The organism is Pseudomonas sp. XP1, assembly GCF_053557675.1.
Genome location: NZ_JBNRIJ010000010.1, coordinates 81,278 through 97,101 on the forward strand (window position 1 = coordinate 81,278; position 15,824 = coordinate 97,101).

The 15,824-nt window shown below is 63.7% G+C and carries 15 protein-coding genes; 5 read left to right on the plus strand and 10 right to left on the minus strand.

Annotation, left to right across the window (positions count from 1 at the left end; genetic code table 11):
* Nucleotides 1-32: 32 nt before the first annotated feature.
* Nucleotides 33-1,490: a membrane-bound lytic murein transglycosylase MltF gene (gene mltF / locus ACK1U9_RS11745; RefSeq protein WP_013971158.1), complete on the plus strand. Its 1,458-nt coding sequence runs from the start codon at nucleotides 33-35 to the stop codon at nucleotides 1,488-1,490.
* A 48-nt stretch (nucleotides 1,491-1,538) separates the two neighbouring features.
* On the opposite strand, the gene tadA is transcribed toward mltF, so the two are convergent.
* The 6 genes from tadA to ACK1U9_RS11775 form a co-directional block, all read right to left on the minus strand.
* Nucleotides 1,539-2,018, minus strand: a complete 480-nt coding sequence (gene tadA, locus ACK1U9_RS11750) for a tRNA adenosine(34) deaminase TadA (protein WP_046617108.1) — start codon at nucleotides 2,016-2,018, stop codon at nucleotides 1,539-1,541.
* Nucleotides 2,018-3,400 carry a multicopper oxidase family protein gene (locus tag ACK1U9_RS11755; RefSeq protein ID WP_046617109.1) on the minus strand — a complete coding sequence of 461 codons (1,383 nt, stop codon included), beginning with the start codon at nucleotides 3,398-3,400 and terminating at the stop codon, nucleotides 2,018-2,020. The genes tadA and ACK1U9_RS11755 overlap by 1 nt, the downstream gene beginning before the upstream one ends.
* Before the next feature lie 89 nt (nucleotides 3,401-3,489).
* Nucleotides 3,490-4,962, minus strand: a complete 1,473-nt coding sequence (locus ACK1U9_RS11760) for a M48 family metallopeptidase (RefSeq protein ID WP_108480196.1) — start codon at nucleotides 4,960-4,962, stop codon at nucleotides 3,490-3,492.
* Nucleotides 4,963-4,993: 31 nt separating this feature from the next.
* On the minus strand, nucleotides 4,994-5,659 hold the full coding sequence (locus ACK1U9_RS11765) for a hypothetical protein (protein ID WP_153670693.1): 666 nt from the start codon (nucleotides 5,657-5,659) through the stop codon (nucleotides 4,994-4,996).
* Complete coding sequence (locus ACK1U9_RS11770; protein WP_286195487.1) at nucleotides 5,652-6,317, minus strand: hypothetical protein; 666 nt, start codon at nucleotides 6,315-6,317, stop codon at nucleotides 5,652-5,654. The genes ACK1U9_RS11765 and ACK1U9_RS11770 overlap by 8 nt, the downstream gene beginning before the upstream one ends.
* Complete coding sequence (locus ACK1U9_RS11775; protein WP_046617112.1) at nucleotides 6,314-6,760, minus strand: hypothetical protein; 447 nt, start codon at nucleotides 6,758-6,760, stop codon at nucleotides 6,314-6,316. The genes ACK1U9_RS11770 and ACK1U9_RS11775 overlap by 4 nt, the downstream gene beginning before the upstream one ends.
* Nucleotides 6,761-6,937: 177 nt before the next feature.
* Between ACK1U9_RS11775 and ACK1U9_RS11780 the strand changes: the two genes are divergently transcribed.
* Nucleotides 6,938-7,882: a helix-turn-helix transcriptional regulator gene (locus ACK1U9_RS11780; RefSeq protein ID WP_108480189.1), complete on the plus strand. Its 945-nt coding sequence runs from the start codon at nucleotides 6,938-6,940 to the stop codon at nucleotides 7,880-7,882.
* Nucleotides 7,883-7,942: 60 nt separating this feature from the next.
* On the opposite strand, the gene guaA is transcribed toward ACK1U9_RS11780, so the two are convergent.
* From guaA to ACK1U9_RS11800, 4 genes are all read right to left on the minus strand, one after another.
* Nucleotides 7,943-9,520, minus strand: a complete 1,578-nt coding sequence (guaA, locus tag ACK1U9_RS11785) for a glutamine-hydrolyzing GMP synthase (protein WP_013971139.1) — start codon at nucleotides 9,518-9,520, stop codon at nucleotides 7,943-7,945.
* Between the two features lie 78 nt (nucleotides 9,521-9,598).
* On the minus strand, nucleotides 9,599-11,068 hold the full coding sequence (guaB, locus tag ACK1U9_RS11790; RefSeq protein ID WP_046617114.1) for an IMP dehydrogenase: 1,470 nt from the start codon (nucleotides 11,066-11,068) through the stop codon (nucleotides 9,599-9,601).
* 86 nt (nucleotides 11,069-11,154) lie between these two features.
* Nucleotides 11,155-11,712, minus strand: a complete 558-nt coding sequence (locus tag ACK1U9_RS11795) for a hypothetical protein (RefSeq protein ID WP_046617115.1) — start codon at nucleotides 11,710-11,712, stop codon at nucleotides 11,155-11,157.
* Between the two features lie 52 nt (nucleotides 11,713-11,764).
* Entirely contained in the window at nucleotides 11,765-12,520 is a 756-nt protein-coding gene (locus ACK1U9_RS11800) for a sulfite exporter TauE/SafE family protein (protein ID WP_085600566.1), read from the minus strand.
* 97 nt (nucleotides 12,521-12,617) lie between these two features.
* Between ACK1U9_RS11800 and ACK1U9_RS11805 the strand changes: the two genes are divergently transcribed.
* From ACK1U9_RS11805 to ACK1U9_RS11815, 3 genes are all read left to right on the plus strand, one after another.
* Entirely contained in the window at nucleotides 12,618-13,496 is an 879-nt protein-coding gene (locus tag ACK1U9_RS11805; RefSeq protein ID WP_085600568.1) for a LysR substrate-binding domain-containing protein, read from the plus strand.
* A 76-nt stretch (nucleotides 13,497-13,572) separates the two neighbouring features.
* Nucleotides 13,573-14,952, plus strand: coding sequence for an exodeoxyribonuclease VII large subunit (gene xseA, locus ACK1U9_RS11810; RefSeq protein WP_085600570.1), 1,380 nt, complete (start codon nucleotides 13,573-13,575; stop codon nucleotides 14,950-14,952).
* A gap of 3 nt (nucleotides 14,953-14,955) precedes the next feature.
* Nucleotides 14,956-15,783, plus strand: a complete 828-nt coding sequence (locus ACK1U9_RS11815; RefSeq protein ID WP_025337876.1) for a M23 family metallopeptidase — start codon at nucleotides 14,956-14,958, stop codon at nucleotides 15,781-15,783.
* The last annotated feature ends 41 nt before the right edge of the window (nucleotides 15,784-15,824 follow it).

Here is a 15,824-nt window from a genome sequence, read left to right on the forward strand (position 1 = left end):
GTTGGGCCAGTCCTTTGCGTATACTGCAACCTATGTTCGCCCACACTGCTTTGCGCCAGCGTTGCGCCAGATGGCTTTTCGCAACCGGACTCTTTCTGCTGCTCGGTGCCTGCGTTGAAAAACCCAGCACCCTCGAGCGCGTGAAGGAGGATGGCGTGCTGCGCGTGATCACCCGCAACAGCCCGGCCACCTACTTCCAGGACCGCAACGGCGAAACCGGCTTCGAGTACGAGCTGGTCCAGCATTTCGCCGAAGATCTGGGCGTGAAGCTGCAGATCGAGACCGCCGACAACCTCGACGAGCTATACGACAGCCTTGGCAAGCCCTCCGGCCCGGTGCTGGCAGCGGCCGGCCTGGTCACCAGCGAACGGCGCAAGGCCCAGGTGAGGTACTCCCACCCTTACCTGGAAGTGACCCCACAGGTCATCTACCGCAACGGCCGCACGCGCCCCACCAATGCCAAGGGCCTGGTGGGCAAGAAGATCATGGTGCTCAAGGGCAGCAGCCACGCCGACCAGTTGGCCGAGCTGAAAAAGCAGTACCCCGGCCTGGAATACGAAGAGTCCGACGCCGTCGAGGTGGTCGACCTGCTGCGCATGGTCGACGAAGGCCAGATCGACCTGACCCTGGTCGACTCCAACGAGCTGGCGATGAACCAGGTGTACTTCCCCAACGTGCGGGTTGCCTTCGACCTGGGCGACACCCGCGACCAGCGCTGGGCGGTGGCGGCCGGTGAAGACAACAGCCTGCTCAACGAGGTCAACGAGTTCCTCGACAAGGCACAGAAGAACGGCACCCTGCAACGCCTGAAGGACCGCTACTACGGCCATGTCGACGTACTGGGCTATGTGGGGGCCTACACCTTCGCCCAACACCTGCAGCAGCGCCTGCCCAAGTACGAAAAGCACTTCAAGAGCTACGCCAAGGTCGAGCAGGTGGACTGGCGCCTGCTGGCCGCCATCGGTTACCAGGAATCGATGTGGCAGCCCGAGGTCACCTCCAAGACTGGCGTGCGCGGCCTGATGATGTTGACCCAGCGCACCGCCCAGGCCATGGGCGTGTCCAACCGCCTGGACCCGAAGCAGAGCATCCAGGGCGGCGCCAAGTACTTCATGAAGATCAAGGAAGAGCTCGACGACAGTATCCAGGAACCGGACCGCACCTGGTTCGCCCTGGCCGCCTACAACGTCGGCACCGGTCACCTGGAGGACGCCCGCACTTTGGCCAAGCGCGAGAAGCTCAACCCGAACAAGTGGCTGGACGTGAAGAAGATGCTACCGCGGCTTTCGCAGAAGCAGTGGTATCGCCAGACCAAATACGGCTATGCACGTGGCGGCGAGCCGGTGCATTTCGTGGCCAACATCCGTCGCTACTACGACATCCTCACCTGGGTGACCCAGCCGCAGCTCGAAGGCCAGGTGGCCGAGGGCAGCCTGCATGTGCCCGGGGTGAACAAGGACAAGCCGGCGGAGCAGTCGCCGCCGATGTAAGCCTGCACCGGCCCCTTCGCGGGCAAACCGCGAAGGGGCCGGAACAGGTCAAGACTTGGCCCGGCGGGCCTTGAAGAAGTCACTGAGGATCTGCCCGCACTCCTCCGCCAGCACCCCGCCCTCCACCATCACCCGATGGTTCAGGAAGCCCTGCCCGAAGAATTGCCCCTGGCTCTGCACGATCCCCGCCTTGGGCTCCAGCGCGCCATACACCACCCGCATCACCCGCGAATGCACGATCAACCCCGCACACATGCTGCACGGTTCCAGGGTCACATACAGGGTGCTGCCGGGTAGCCGGTAGTTGCTGGCGGATTTCGCCGCCGCGCGAATGGCCACCATCTCGGCGTGCGCACTGGGGTCACTGTCGATGATCGGCCGGTTGAAGCCCTGCCCGATCACCTGCCCATGCTGCACCAGTACCGCGCCCACCGGCACCTCGCCCATGGCCGCGCCTTGGGCAGCCAGGGCCAGGGCCAGGCGCATGAATTCCTGATCGCGACTGCGATCGATGATCTGCGGGCGCATCAGACCACCGCGATCGCGGCCATCAGGCCGGTTTCCATGTGGTCGATGACATGGCAGTGGAACATCCAGGTGCCCGGGTTATCCGCCACCAGCGCCACCTGGGCGCGCTCGTTCTTGCCCAGCAGGTAGGTATCGGTGAACCACGGCTCCTTGATGTCATGGCGGTTGGAACCGATCACCTTGAAGCTCATGCCGTGCAGGTGGATCGGGTGCTGGTACTGGGTCATGTTCTTTAGCTCGAAGATGTAGCTCTTGCCCTTCTTCAGCGTGGCAATCGGCCGCTCGGCGCAGGTCTTGTCGGTGATATCCCAGGCTTGGCCGTTGATCTGCCACATGCTCGACGGCCTGTCCTGGTCCGTAGTGACCGAGACTTTCGCCGCCCACTCGAAATTGAAGTTGAGCTTTTCGGCATTCTCCAGGTCAGGCTCGGCGATCGGGTTGGGCGGTAGCGCCGGCGGCCAGTCGCTCGGCGCGTCGCTGCTGGCCACCGAACGCAGGGTGCCCAGGCGCACGAAACCGTCGCGCAGGGAGATCTCCTCCCCCACTTCGGGAATACGGATAGCCAGGCAGATACGCATGCCTGGACCGAGCCAGTAGTCATCGTCCAATGGGCGCGGGGTTACCGGGTTGCCGTCCAGGGCATAGATTCTTGCTTCGCAGTTGCCCTTGAGATTGATGCGGTAGGTCCAGGTGTTATCGAGGTTCAACAGACGCACACGCACCACCTGGCCGGCCGGCAGCTCGGTGACCGAATCGGCCTGGCCATTGATGGTGATCAGACGCCCGGCGGTGCCGTTGCGCGCCGCCTCACGCGGGATGCTGAACGGCAACCAGGCGCCCTGCTCGTCCACGTGCCAGTTCTTCAGGCTGAGCGTGCGCTCATGCTTGAACCCGGTCGGCTCGCGTTCCTCGACGATCAGCGGGCCGACCAGGCCACGGCCCAGCTCCTCGGAACTGCTGACATGCGGGTGATACCAGTAGCTGCCGGCGTCCGGCACACGGAACTTGTAGTCGAAGTACTCGCCCGGCTTGACCGGCAGTTGAGATACATAGGGCACACCGTCCATTTCCAGCGGCAGGCGGATACCGTGCCAGTGGATGGTGGTTTCGACCGGAAGGTGGTTGATGAAACGTACCCGCAGCCAGGTACCCTGGCGCACGCGCAACTCGGTACCCGGTGCCGACGGGCCAAAGGCCCAGGCCTCGGTCTTGTGCCCGGGCACCAGTTCGACGTCCAGTGGCGCTGCGATCAGCTCGTAGTCGTGGCCGGCATTGTCGTCTTCGACCTTGCCCAGCCAGTAACGCGCCGCGCCACCGGCGCCCAGGCCAACCACAACCAGGCCGGTCAGGCCCTTGAGCATTTGTCGACGGGTGAAGGACATCGGTGCGGGTACCTCGTGTTCTGCGCAATCAAGCTGCCAGCATGGCTGGCGATGAAGGGCGAATACGATACACCTGCAAATGGGAAATATTAAGTGAAGTCTCTTTGGATGCTGCCCGCAGCCTTGCTATCGCAAGTGCTGCCTGGAGCCAGACAAAGGTCATTAAACCACTGCTGGTCACCAGCGGACGGCACGCGCAAGGCGGCCTGCAGCAATTGCGGGTCGAGCAGGATGTCCAGGTTGCTCAGGCGCGTGGCGAGGTCGGGGTGCGTATCGAACGGATGGGTAGTGGCCAGCCCCAGCACTTCCTCGCCCAGTTGCAACGGCGTGCCTTGCAGGTGCGCTGCCAGCGCCTGCAAAAGGTTGCTGCCACCGTGTGCGACCAACAAGCCGTCGATCACCCGACCCAGGGCAATCACCCGTAACAGCGCCTGTACGAACAGCTTCGGGCCAGCGACCTCGGCACCTGCCCGATCAGCCAGCAATTCCTGTGCACGCCCCCAGTGATGAACCGCAAGCTGGAAATGGTGCAAGAACTGCCCGGCCAGCCACAAGGTGGGCCGAACCACCCAGCGCGGAGCATCCTCGTCGCCGACCATGGCCGAATAATGCGCGCACATCAGGCTGAAACGCGCACTGGTTTCGCTGCCCCGCTCCGTATCACGGCGCCTGAAATGGCCCAGTTCGTGACCGATGATCGAGGCCGCCTCGGCCTGGCTCAAGGCGGCCAGGCAAGGTAGAGGCAGATACAACGTGCGCCCCCTGAGGACCTGCCCACCGGGCTGCAGCAGGATCGGAACGCTGGTGACGAAAAAACCTTGGTCAAGGCCGACCACGATATGGTCCGGGACAGGCGCGTGCAGTTGTGTTGCCAAGGTCTCGATCCACTGCCACACCGCTGGCGTCGCCTGCCTGCCTAGCGGGCGGGCGAGAAAACTGGCGGTCGGAGACTGCATCAGCGGCCAGTGCCGACGCATTCGCCATACCTGGCGAACACACACAACCAGGACTGAGGCCAGCGGCAGCACCACGACCAGCACCGTCATGCCGCCCTGCGCTGCGCGGCTTGCTCCGGAACTGGCCTCATAGAGCAGCAACAGGCACAGCGAACCGGCAAGCATGACCATGTAGAGACTCAAGCAACAGCCCAGGGCCTGCCAGTTGGCCATCATGCGTTCATACAGGTAGGCCGCAGAGCGCAACGCCCGCCAGGCGTCCAACTTCAGCTTGAGCCAGGCCCAGAGGCCTGCCAGCAAAGCGGCCACTGCCAGCCAGCAGCTCACACTGGCCATCACCTTGCGTACGCTTACCCAGTGGCGATCCGCATCGAGCAGGTCCAGTTGGCGCTGCAGGGCCTGCCGCGTATCGACATGCCTGGCAAGCTCCTTGCGGGCTTCCCACGGCAATTGCCGTAGCAACGTCTCACTGGGGGCAGCAAGCCATTGCCGTATGGTCCGGGCCTGATCCTGCGCAGTGTCAGCCCGCCAGTACTGCACTTTACCCCAGCCAAACAGCACCAGAGGCAACAGCAGCAGGATCAGGCCCCAACCGAAGCGCTTCATTGCCCCAAAGCGCCAATGGTCACGATCAGGCTCATCTGGCCGCTTCACCCAGACGCGCCACACCCGGAAACAGCTGCGCCAACGTACGCCTGGCCTGGGCCGCTTGCACATAGGTATAAAGCAGATCCACCAGTTCCTGCAGGCCAAGGCGGCGCTCGGCCACGACGGGCGTGCACAACCACAGCCTGACGCGCAAGCCGCCCGCGACGACCACCGCGTCAGGCGAGGCCAGCGCCCTGAAACAGGCCGGTGCCAGCACTGGTGCATGGCTGAACGCCGACACGGTAAAGATCAGCCGGGTAGTGAAGTAACCCTGCTCGACCTCGAAGCCGTCGAAGGCGTGCAGTGGGGTCGGCGCCTGCGCGTTGGCGAAGCACAGGGTATCTGGTGTCACGCTCAGCACCCGCTTGCCGTGCCGGCGGTATAGCACGACGGCACAGGCCAGCCCCGCCACCCCGACGCCAGCCAGGCCGAGGCCGAAACCAGACATCAGCCAGATGACACCGCTGCTGGCACTGTGACTGAACCGCACCGCCAGAGCGGTCAGCCATATGCCCAGCGCGCCGAACAACAGGCCAATCACAGCACATGCCAGCGCCTTGCCGAGCGAATGCTCCAGCAGTACGAAGCTGTCGGTGGGGCCATCAGCCTGAGCCTGCAGGTACGCGAGGTGGGCTTCGCGTTCGCCGTTATCCATCGTTCTGCAACAGATCCAGTTGCCGTTGCGCATGTGCCGCATCGCGGTAGGCTGCCAGCAGCGCGAGCACTTCCTCGTTCCCCAGCTTGCGTCCGTTGCTGGCCAGGCCTGCGGACATGATGCGGATCTGCGGTCGCGGTTTCTTCAACACCATGGCCTGGTTACCGAAGAACTGCAGTTTCACCACATGATGCTTTGGCAGGACGGCTTCGCTGCTCATTTCCAGCGTCTGCACCATGACCAGCCCTTCATCCTTGACCGAAACGTCTTCCACTTCCGCCAGGTCTACCGGTGCATCCAGCGTATCGACGAACAACTGCCGACGGGTCAGGCGCATGAATACCTGGGTACCGGCATTACGGTGTTGCCAGGTCACCGCCGCTGCAATCAAGGTTATGAAGACACCGGCTGCAACCGCCCCCAAGCGTTCAGGGTTGAATGTCACGGCCGTGATGATCAGTGAACCCAGCAACAATACTGGCCCCCAGACCCGGTAACGCCGGGAGTTGGTGAACTCGCTCTGCTCGGGCACGCGCTCGATCACTTGCTTGAGCTCAGCGATCACTCGGTCGCGCTGGGCGGCACGGCTTTGCTCATAGTCCTGACCGAGCGAGCCAGACAGTTCGGACAGCGGGTCGTTGAAATCGCCCATGGTCATTGCGCCTCCGTGTTCTGTGCTGCCAGGTAATCGGTAAGGAATGCCTGGGCATTGCCCTGATGCGACAGCCCTTCCGAATAGCCGACCTGCATTGCCTGAGCCTCACCCGGCAGATACAGTTCGCCGCCCCAGTTGCCCTGGATGATCAGCACAACGTATTTCTTGCCATCCACGGTGGTGGAGTAACGGGTATCCCTGCTGGTTTTCTCCACCTGCATTTTCTGGATGCGCATGTTCCAGTCGTGATCGACGCCCTCGATTTGTACCAGCGCTTCGTTGGCGGCGCGTTCACCGATGCGCAGCGTCCAAACCTTGGCACCTTGCGCCCCCATGTAGGCAACTACCTGGTCAGCCACTTCCGGCCGTTCTTCAGCGTGAACCTGGCCCAGCCACAGGCTGAGCGCAGCCACCAGAAGGGCAGTCCATTTGCGATAAGCGAGCATGTCTTTTCCATCCTGAATCGGAACAAACGCCCATTGAAATAAGCCTGGCCCGTCTAGCCAACCCCGCTGACCGGTTCGCACAACAGACAGCACCGTGCGCACAATGGCTGTCGCTGAAAATGTGCACGCGTTACCATTTCCGGCCATGCCGCCCTCAGCCAAGGATGCCTAGCGCACATGCGATCGATCAGCCCCTACCTCGACACCGACTTTTCATTCGATAGCCCCGGGTCACTCGCCGAGGCCGGTGTACTGGACGCGAGCAGCGCGCGGGTGATGGGCAGCGCGTCCGGCCACTATCGGGCGCAGACGGTACACGACGGATTGCAGTACTTCGATTGCAACCTGCAATTTCCGGAGCCGCTGAGAATCGACAAGGTGCTGCCGCAAAGCCTGTGCATCGTGCAGGTGTTCGACGGGGCGTGGCAGCACACGGTGGACGGAAGGCTCAACAGTTATGCCCCAGGCCAATTGCACATGCTGGGCCTTGGTGAAAGCCTGGAAGCGCAGGACCAATTGCCCGCCAACAGTCACGCCCGCATGGCCGGGGTACGTATCGCTGGCGATTACCTGCACGAGCTGGCCCGGGACGACGCGCAGCTGAAGCCTCTGCTGGCGCTGGTCGCCGATGGCATGCGCTTCGACCAGTTGCCGCGGTGCCCAGCGGTGAGCCGCCTGTTCCAGCAGCTCTATCTGTCGCCCTACACCGGCGGGCTCAGGCGCCTGCATTGCGAGAGCCTGAGCCTGGCCATCGTGCTGGAGCTGGCCAGCCACCTGATCGGGCACAGGTCTGTCGAGAAGATTCAGGACCGGGGGCGCCGCGATCTGGCCGTTGAAACGCGCCGCCAGCTCGACGAAAACCTGAACGCCCCGCCCACTGCTGCCGCCCTCGCTCGCCAATTGGGGGTGAGCGAAACCACCATGCGCCGCGCATTCAGCCACGAGTATGGCCGGTCGCTCCTGCAATACGTTCGGCAACAAAGAATGGAACTGGCCCGCGCCCTTCTGCTGGAGCGTCGATGGCAGGTATCGCAGGTTGCCTACCATGTTGGCTACGCCAACCCTGCCAACTTCTGCCATGCCTACAAGGCGTATTTCGGGCATTCTCCCGGGGCCGAGTAGGGCTTGGCCAAAAAAAACGGGCCTGCAATGCAGGCCCGTTTCATTAACCGCGAGGCGGGATCATTCCCACTCGATGGTCGCTGGCGGCTTGCTCGACACGTCGTAGGTAACGCGCGAGATACCGTCGATTTCGTTGATGATACGGCCGCTGACGGTTTCCAGCAGTTCGTACGGCAGGTGCGCCCAACGCGCGGTCATGAAGTCCACGGTCTCGACGGCACGCAGTGCCACGACCCAGGCGTAGCGACGGCCGTCGCCAACAACGCCAACCGACTTGACCGGCTGGAACACCACGAATGCCTGGCTGGTCTTGTGGTACCAGTCGGCCTTGCGCAGCTCTTCGATGAAGATGTGGTCGGCACGACGCAGGATGTCGGCGTATTCCTTCTTCACTTCACCGAGGATACGCACGCCCAGGCCCGGGCCCGGGAAGGGGTGGCGGTAGACCATGTCGTACGGCAGGCCCAGCTCCAGGCCGATCTTGCGCACTTCGTCCTTGAACAGTTCACGCAGCGGCTCGACCAGCTTGAGGTTCATTTCCTCCGGCAGGCCACCGACGTTGTGGTGCGACTTGATCACGTGGGCCTTGCCGCTTTTCGCACCGGCCGATTCGATCACGTCCGGGTAAATGGTGCCTTGGGCGAGGAACTGGATATTTTCCAGCTTGCTGGCTTCGGCATCGAACACGTCGATGAAGGTGCGGCCGATGATCTTGCGCTTCTTCTCCGGGTCGGCTTCGCCGGCCAGGTTGTCGAGGAACTGCTTTTCAGCGTCGGCGCGGATGACCTTGACGCCCATGTTCTCCTTGAACATGGCCATCACCTGGTCGCCTTCGTGCAGGCGCAGCAGGCCGTTGTCGACGAATACGCAGGTCAGCTGGTCGCCGATGGCGCGGTGCAGCAGTGCGGCGACGACGGAGCTGTCGACACCGCCGGACAGGCCCAGCAAAACGTTGGCCGAACCGACCTGCTCACGCACCTGGGCAATGGCGTCTTCGACGATGTTGGACGGAGTCCACAGGGCTTCACAGCCGCAGATGTCCTGCACGAAGCGGGACAGGATGCGACCGCCCTGCTTGGTGTGGGTCACTTCCGGGTGGAACTGCACGCCGTAGTAGCCGCGCGCGTCGTCGAACATGCCGGCGATCGGGCAGCTCGGGGTGCTGGCCAGCACGTGGAAGTTGCCCGGCATCTGGGTGACCTTGTCGCCGTGGCTCATCCACACGTCCAGGCCCAGCACGCCGTCGGCGTCGATGTGGTCTTCGATGCCGTCGAGCAGGCGGCTCTTGCCGACCACGTCCACGCGGGCATAACCGAATTCACGCAGGTCGGAACCTTCGACCTTGCCGCCCATCTGCTCGGCCATGGTCTGCATGCCGTAGCAGATGCCCAGCACTGGTACGTTCAGGTCGAACACTGCCTGCGGGGCGCGCGGGCTGTTGGCTTCGTGGACCGACTCGGGGCCGCCGGCGAGGATGATGCCGCGCGGGTTGAATTCGCGGATCGCTTCATCGTCCATGTCGAACGGGTGCAGCTCGCAGTACACGCCGATTTCGCGCACGCGGCGGGCGATCAGCTGGGTGTACTGGGAACCGAAATCGAGGATCAGGATGCGGTGAGCGTGAATGTCGAGGGCCATGACTCAATCTCGTCAGTGGAAATCGGAAACGACGCGGGGCTGTCATGACAGCCCCGCATGCTTGTATTGCTTGAAGCCTCAGCCTACGCGGTAGTTAGGGGCTTCTTTGGTGATCTGCACGTCATGCACGTGGGACTCGGCCATGCCGGCACCGGTGATGCGCACGAATTCCGGCTTGGTGCGCATCTCTTCGATGGTTGCGCTGCCGGTGTAGCCCATGGACGAACGCAGGCCGCCCATCAGCTGGTGGATGATCGCGGCCAGGGCGCCCTTGTAGGGAACACGGCCTTCGATGCCTTCCGGTACCAGCTTCTCGGCGCCGGCCGAGGAGTCCTGGAAGTAGCGGTCGGACGAGCCTTGCGCCTGTGCCATGGCACCCAGGGAGCCCATGCCACGGTAGGCCTTGTAGGAACGGCCCTGGAACAGTTCGACTTCACCCGGAGCCTCTTCGGTACCGGCGAACATCGAACCCATCATCACGCAGGAAGCACCGGCAACGATGGCCTTGGACAGGTCACCCGAGAAGCGGATGCCGCCGTCGGCGATCAGCGGCACGCCAGTGCCTTCCAGTGCAGCGGCAACGTTGGCGATGGCGCTGATTTGCGGCACGCCGACGCCGGCAACGATACGGGTGGTGCAGATCGAGCCTGGGCCGATACCGACCTTGACCGCGTCAGCGCCAGCCTCGGCCAGAGCCTTGGCGGCAGCGCCGGTGGCGATGTTGCCGCCGATCACCTGCACTTGCGGGTAGGTTTCCTTGACCCAGCGAACGCGGTCGATCACACCTTTGGAGTGACCGTGGGCGGTGTCGACCACCACCACGTCAACGCCAGCAGCTACCAGGGCGGCAACGCGCTCGCCGGTGTCCTTGCCGGTGCCGACCGCGGCGCCGACGCGCAGGCGGCCTTGGTCGTCCTTGCTGGCCAGCGGGTAGGCCTTGGCCTTTTCGATGTCCTTGACGGTCATCATGCCCTTGAGGTTGAACTTGTCGTCGACGATCAGGACTTTTTCCAGGCGGTGCTTGTGCAGCAGCTCGCGGACTTCGTTCTTGTCGGCGCCTTCGCGGACGGTGACCAGACGCTCTTTCGGGGTCATCACCTCGCGGACCTTGGCGTCCAGGCGGCTTTCGAAGCGCACGTCACGGGAGGTGACGATGCCGACCAGATCGCCGTTCGCCAGCACCGGAACACCGGAGATGTTGTTCAGGCGGGTCAGGTCGAACAGGTCGCGCACGGTGGCGTCGGCGTCGATGGTGATCGGGTCCTTGACCACGCCAGCCTCGAACTTCTTGACCTTGCGGACTTCGCTGGCCTGCTGTTCGATGGTCATGTTCTTGTGGATGATGCCGATGCCGCCTTCCTGGGCCATGGCAATGGCCAGGCGCGCTTCGGTCACGGTATCCATGGCGGCGGAAACCAGCGGAATGTTCAGCTCGATGCCGCGGGTCAAACGGGTCTTGAGACTGACTTCATTGGGCAGTACCTCGGAATAGCCAGGTACAAGGAGGATATCGTCGAAGGTCAGGGCTTCTTGGCTGATACGCAGCATCGCGGGGGCTCCCGGGCGGGAAAAATGGAAGCGCGCCATTATACTCATGCACGGCGCGCCGCTCAATGCAAAATAAGGGCCTTCGGTCAGCCTTGTGGCAGTTTCACCTGTACCACGGTCACCGGCTGGTCGAGCCAATCGGCGAAGCTGTCGAGAAAGGCCTGGGTGAACCCGGCCTCGCCCCAGTTGTTGAAGATGAACCCCAGGTTGGAAAAGGCACATGGCTGCAGGTAAATGAAGCCATTGATGTCGTCTTCGAAGCCGCACAACGGGCAGGTGAAGTTGTCGCTCACCGCCGGCATCCATTCTTCCAGGCTTTCGAACAGCGGCTCACCCACCTCGCGCCGGCATTCGGGGCAACCGGCCTCTTCGAGGAAACCTTCGGTAGGGGTATAGATGCAGCGCTTGAGCATCACCTCCAGGCCGTTGACCTGTTCGCCGAAAGGCAGTTTCTCCGGATACAGGGCCACTTTGCGGGCACCTTCGGCCAGCGCATGGCCCATGCGGTTGCCGGTGCGGCCACAGGTGGTCAACTGTTCCTCGACGACTTTCTCGCGCACCAGCCAGCGCAGGATGGCGCGGGCACGGGCTTCGTGCACCGGGACGGTAGACAGCTTGGGAACGATGATGCTCTGGGTGTTCATGAACGGGACAAGCCTGAAAAAACTGCGGTAATGGCGCAATTCTACCGCCTGCTCAGGCGCTCAGGTAGCGACCGATCAGCGCCAGGCCGCTGGCCAGCACCAGCCAGGTGACCAGACGCACGAAGGCTTCGCGGGACAGCCGGTGGGTCAGCCTGCGCCCTATCCACAGGCCGACGAGCATCACCGGCAACAGGCAGGCGGCGAGCAGCAGCAGGTTCTGGTCGGCATAGACGCCTGCGATCAGAAACAGTGTCAGACGCACCACCGTGCTGCAACTGATCAGCGCGCTCTGGGTAGCGCGCACCTGTTCCTTCACCCCCAGCCGCGCGCTCAGGTACAGGGCATAAAGGAAGCCGCCGCTACCGAACAAGGCGCCAAACAGCCCGCCTGCCGTGCCCATCGGCATTGCCCAGAACCCCGACAGACTGGCCGGTCGCACCTTCACCGCCAGCCCGTACAGAGCATAGGCTGTGACGAACAGGCCCATCATCAGCAGCAGCAGGTCGGACTTCAGCTGTAGCAGGAATACCACACCCAGCGTGCAGCCAATGGCCATGAACGGCAGCAGCCGCAGCAACTCGCCGCGCACGACATCCCGGCGCGAGGGCAGCAGGTTGCCGAAGGCGGCGACGAAGTCCAGCAGCACCAGCAGCGGAATGATCCGCGACAGCGGCATGAAGTGGATCAGCACTGGCCCGGCCACCAGCGCGGTGCCGAAACCGGCGATGCCAAAGACGATGTAGGCAGCGCCGACACCAAGCAGGATGGGCAGCCAGTCAAGGCCGGAAAACGACAGTTGGACGAGCATGGCAGCAGTTCCTGGGAAGACAGGCAAAGGTTAGCCAGCCATGAGCCATGCCGACTAATATGCGTTTATTGCCACACTCATCTCGAAAAGGCATGACATGACGTCGATCCGCCAATTGCGTTACTTCGTGGAAATCGCCGAATGCGGCAGCTTCAGCGCTGCCGCCGAGCGGCTGTACATCGCCCAGTCGGCGCTGAGCCGGCAGATCAAGGAACTGGAGCAGCAATTGGGCACGCCGCTGTTCGAACGCACCGCGCGCCTGCCGCGCCTGACATTGGCTGGCCAGGCCTTTCTGGAACGGGCGCGGCGCTTGCTGGCCGACCTGGCGCAGGCCGAGAGGGTTACCCGCGACATTGGCGAAGGGCTGCAGGGCAGCCTGCGCCTGAACCACTCCAGTACCGTACCGCTGACCGGCCCGTTGCTGGCTCGCCTGGGCGGCTACTTGCGCGACAACCCAGGGGTTTCGCTGGAAATTGCCCAGCAGTCGTCGGAGGCGCAGCTGGAGGATATCGCTGCCGGGCGGTTGGATATCGGCCTGCTGCGCTTGCCGGTGCTGCGCCAGCATGAAGGTGTGGTGCTGCATGAAGTGTTCAGTGAAGCCCTGCTGCTGGCGGTCGCCGCCGGGCATCCCTTGGCCCGCGCGCCACAGGTGAAACTGGAACAACTGCGGGAAGAGCGCTTCATTTCCATTCCGCACAGGGACCGTGGCGGGCTGAGCTATCTGTCGGCCTCGATGTGCATGGAGGCGGGCTTTTTCCCGCGTGCGGCGCAGGTTCTGTCGCGCAAGACCACCCAGTTGCAGTTGATTCAGGCAGGGTTTGGGGTGGCATTGCTGCCGGAATGCATGCGTGAGATTGCGCCAGCCTCAGTCAGCTTCGTGGCGCTGGAGGGAGGGTGTGAGAGTACTGTGGCGATGGCCTGCAGGCGGGATGCAGGTTCGATGGTGCGCCAGTTCGTGACGTCGATGCAGGCCTGAAAGGCCCCATCGCCGGCAAGCCGGCGAATAGGGCCGGGACAGACAACCGGGGCCGATGTCCTTTATGATGCCCGCCATGATCAGAGACCCTTTCGAACGACTCGGCCTGGACCGCGAGGTTCTTACCGTCAGCCAACTCAACGGCCGCGCCCGCGTGCTGCTGGAAGACGTGTTCCGCAGCGTGTGGGTGGAAGGCGAGATTTCCAACCTCGCCCGCCCTGCGTCCGGCCACATGTACTTCACCCTCAAGGACAGCGGCGCACAGGTACGTTGCGCGTTGTTCCGGCAAAACGCCACGCGGGTGCGCCAGGCACTGCGCGACGGCCTGGCGGTGCGGGTACGCGGCAAGGTTTCGCTGTTCGAAGGGCGTGGCGACTACCAGCTGATTCTCGACACCGTCGAACCGGCTGGTGATGGCGCCTTGCGCCTGGCATTCGAAGCACTGAAGGAAAAGCTCGGTGCCGAGGGGCTGTTCAGCGCCGAACGCAAGCAGCCGCTGCCAGCCCACCCGCAGCGCATCGGCATCATTACGTCGCCCACCGGTGCAGTGATCCGCGACATCATCAGTGTGTTCGGTCGCCGTGCCCCGCAGGTGGAACTGAACCTTATCCCCACCGCAGTGCAGGGCCGAGAAGCCATTGCACAGATCGTGCGCGCCATCCGCCTGGCCGACAGCCTCGGGTTCGATGCGCTGATCCTGGCCCGGGGCGGCGGCTCGCTGGAAGACCTGTGGTGCTTCAACGAAGAAGCCGTGGCGCGGGCCGTGGCCGCCTGTGCCACGCCGATTGTCAGCGCCGTGGGCCATGAGACCGATGTCTCGATCAGCGACTTTGTCGCCGACGTGCGCGCGCCCACACCCTCTGCCGCTGCCGAGCTGCTGGCCCCCGACAACAGTGGCCTGCAGCAACGCCTGGATGGCCTGCAACGGCGCCTGCTGTTGCGCATGCAGAACCGCCTGACCCACGACCGCCTGCGCCTGGAGTCGCTGACCCGGCGTCTGCGCCATCCGGGCGAGCGCCTGCGCCAACAGGCCCAGCGCCTGGACGACCTGGACATGCGCCTGCGCCGTGCATTCATGCTCAACCTCAACCAGCGACACGAGCGCCTGGCACGCCTGGACACCCGCCTCGCCGCGCAACACCCGGGGCGCACCCTGAAACTGCTGGGGCAACGCCTGGACAGCCTGGCCGAGCGCCTGCCACGGGCCATGCGCGAGGTGCTCAAGGACCGCCGCCAGCGCTTCCAGGCCCAGTTGCAGACGCTGCAGGTGGTCAGCCCGCTGGCCACCCTCGCCCGCGGCTACAGTATCCTGCTGGACGAACAGGGCCAGGCCATCCGCAGCGCCGAACAGACCCGCAATGGCCAGCGCCTGACCGCCCGCCTGAACGAAGGCGAGCTGTTGGTGCGAGTCGAAGACAACCACCTGACCCCGGTCACTCTCTCACTTCTGGACTGACACATGCCCCGCCTGCTCGCGCCCCTGCTTGCCCTTTCCCTCCTGCTGCTGGCCGGCGGCGCCCAGGCCAGCTACATCACCCGCACGCTGAACAAGCCGGTACCCGGCGGCGTGGCAGTGGTCGACCTCGGCCCCGCCGCCAGTGCACCCAGCGCTCGCTTCGACGGCAAGCCGGTGCTGGTGGTGAAAGAGCAGGACAACTGGCTGGCCATCGTTGGCATCCCGCTGACCCAGAAGCCCGGCACCGCGGTGCTTAGCCAGGGCGGCCGTACCCTGCCCTTCACGGTCGGCAGCAAGAAGTATCCCGAACAGCGCATCACCCTGAAGAACACCCGCCAGGTCAACCCGAACCCGGCCGACCTCAAGCGCATCGATCGTGAGCTGGCCGAGCAGATCAAGGCATACCGCAGCTTCAGCCCGACCCTGCCGAGCAACCTGATCCTCGACAAGCCGGTCAGTGGCCCGCTCTCGAGCAAGTTCGGCGTGCGCCGTTTCTTCAACGGTGAAGAACGCAACCCACATGCGGGGCTGGACTTCGCGGTGCCGGCCGGCACGCCGATCAAGACCCCGGCCAATGGCAAGGTGATTCTGGTGGGTGATTACTTCTTCAATGGCCGTACGGTTTTCGTCGACCACGGGCAGGGCTTTATCAGCATGTTCTGCCATATGTCGAAGATCGATGTGCAGGTGGGGCAGCAGTTGCGCCGGGGCGAGGTGGTAGGCCGTGTGGGCTCGACCGGGCGGGCTACAGGGCCGCACATGCACTGGAACGTCAGCCTGAATGATGCACGGGTGGATCCGGCGATTTTCATTGGCGCGTTCCAGCCCTGAGATTGCGGCGCCTGCATCGCCGGCAAGCCAGCTCCCACAGG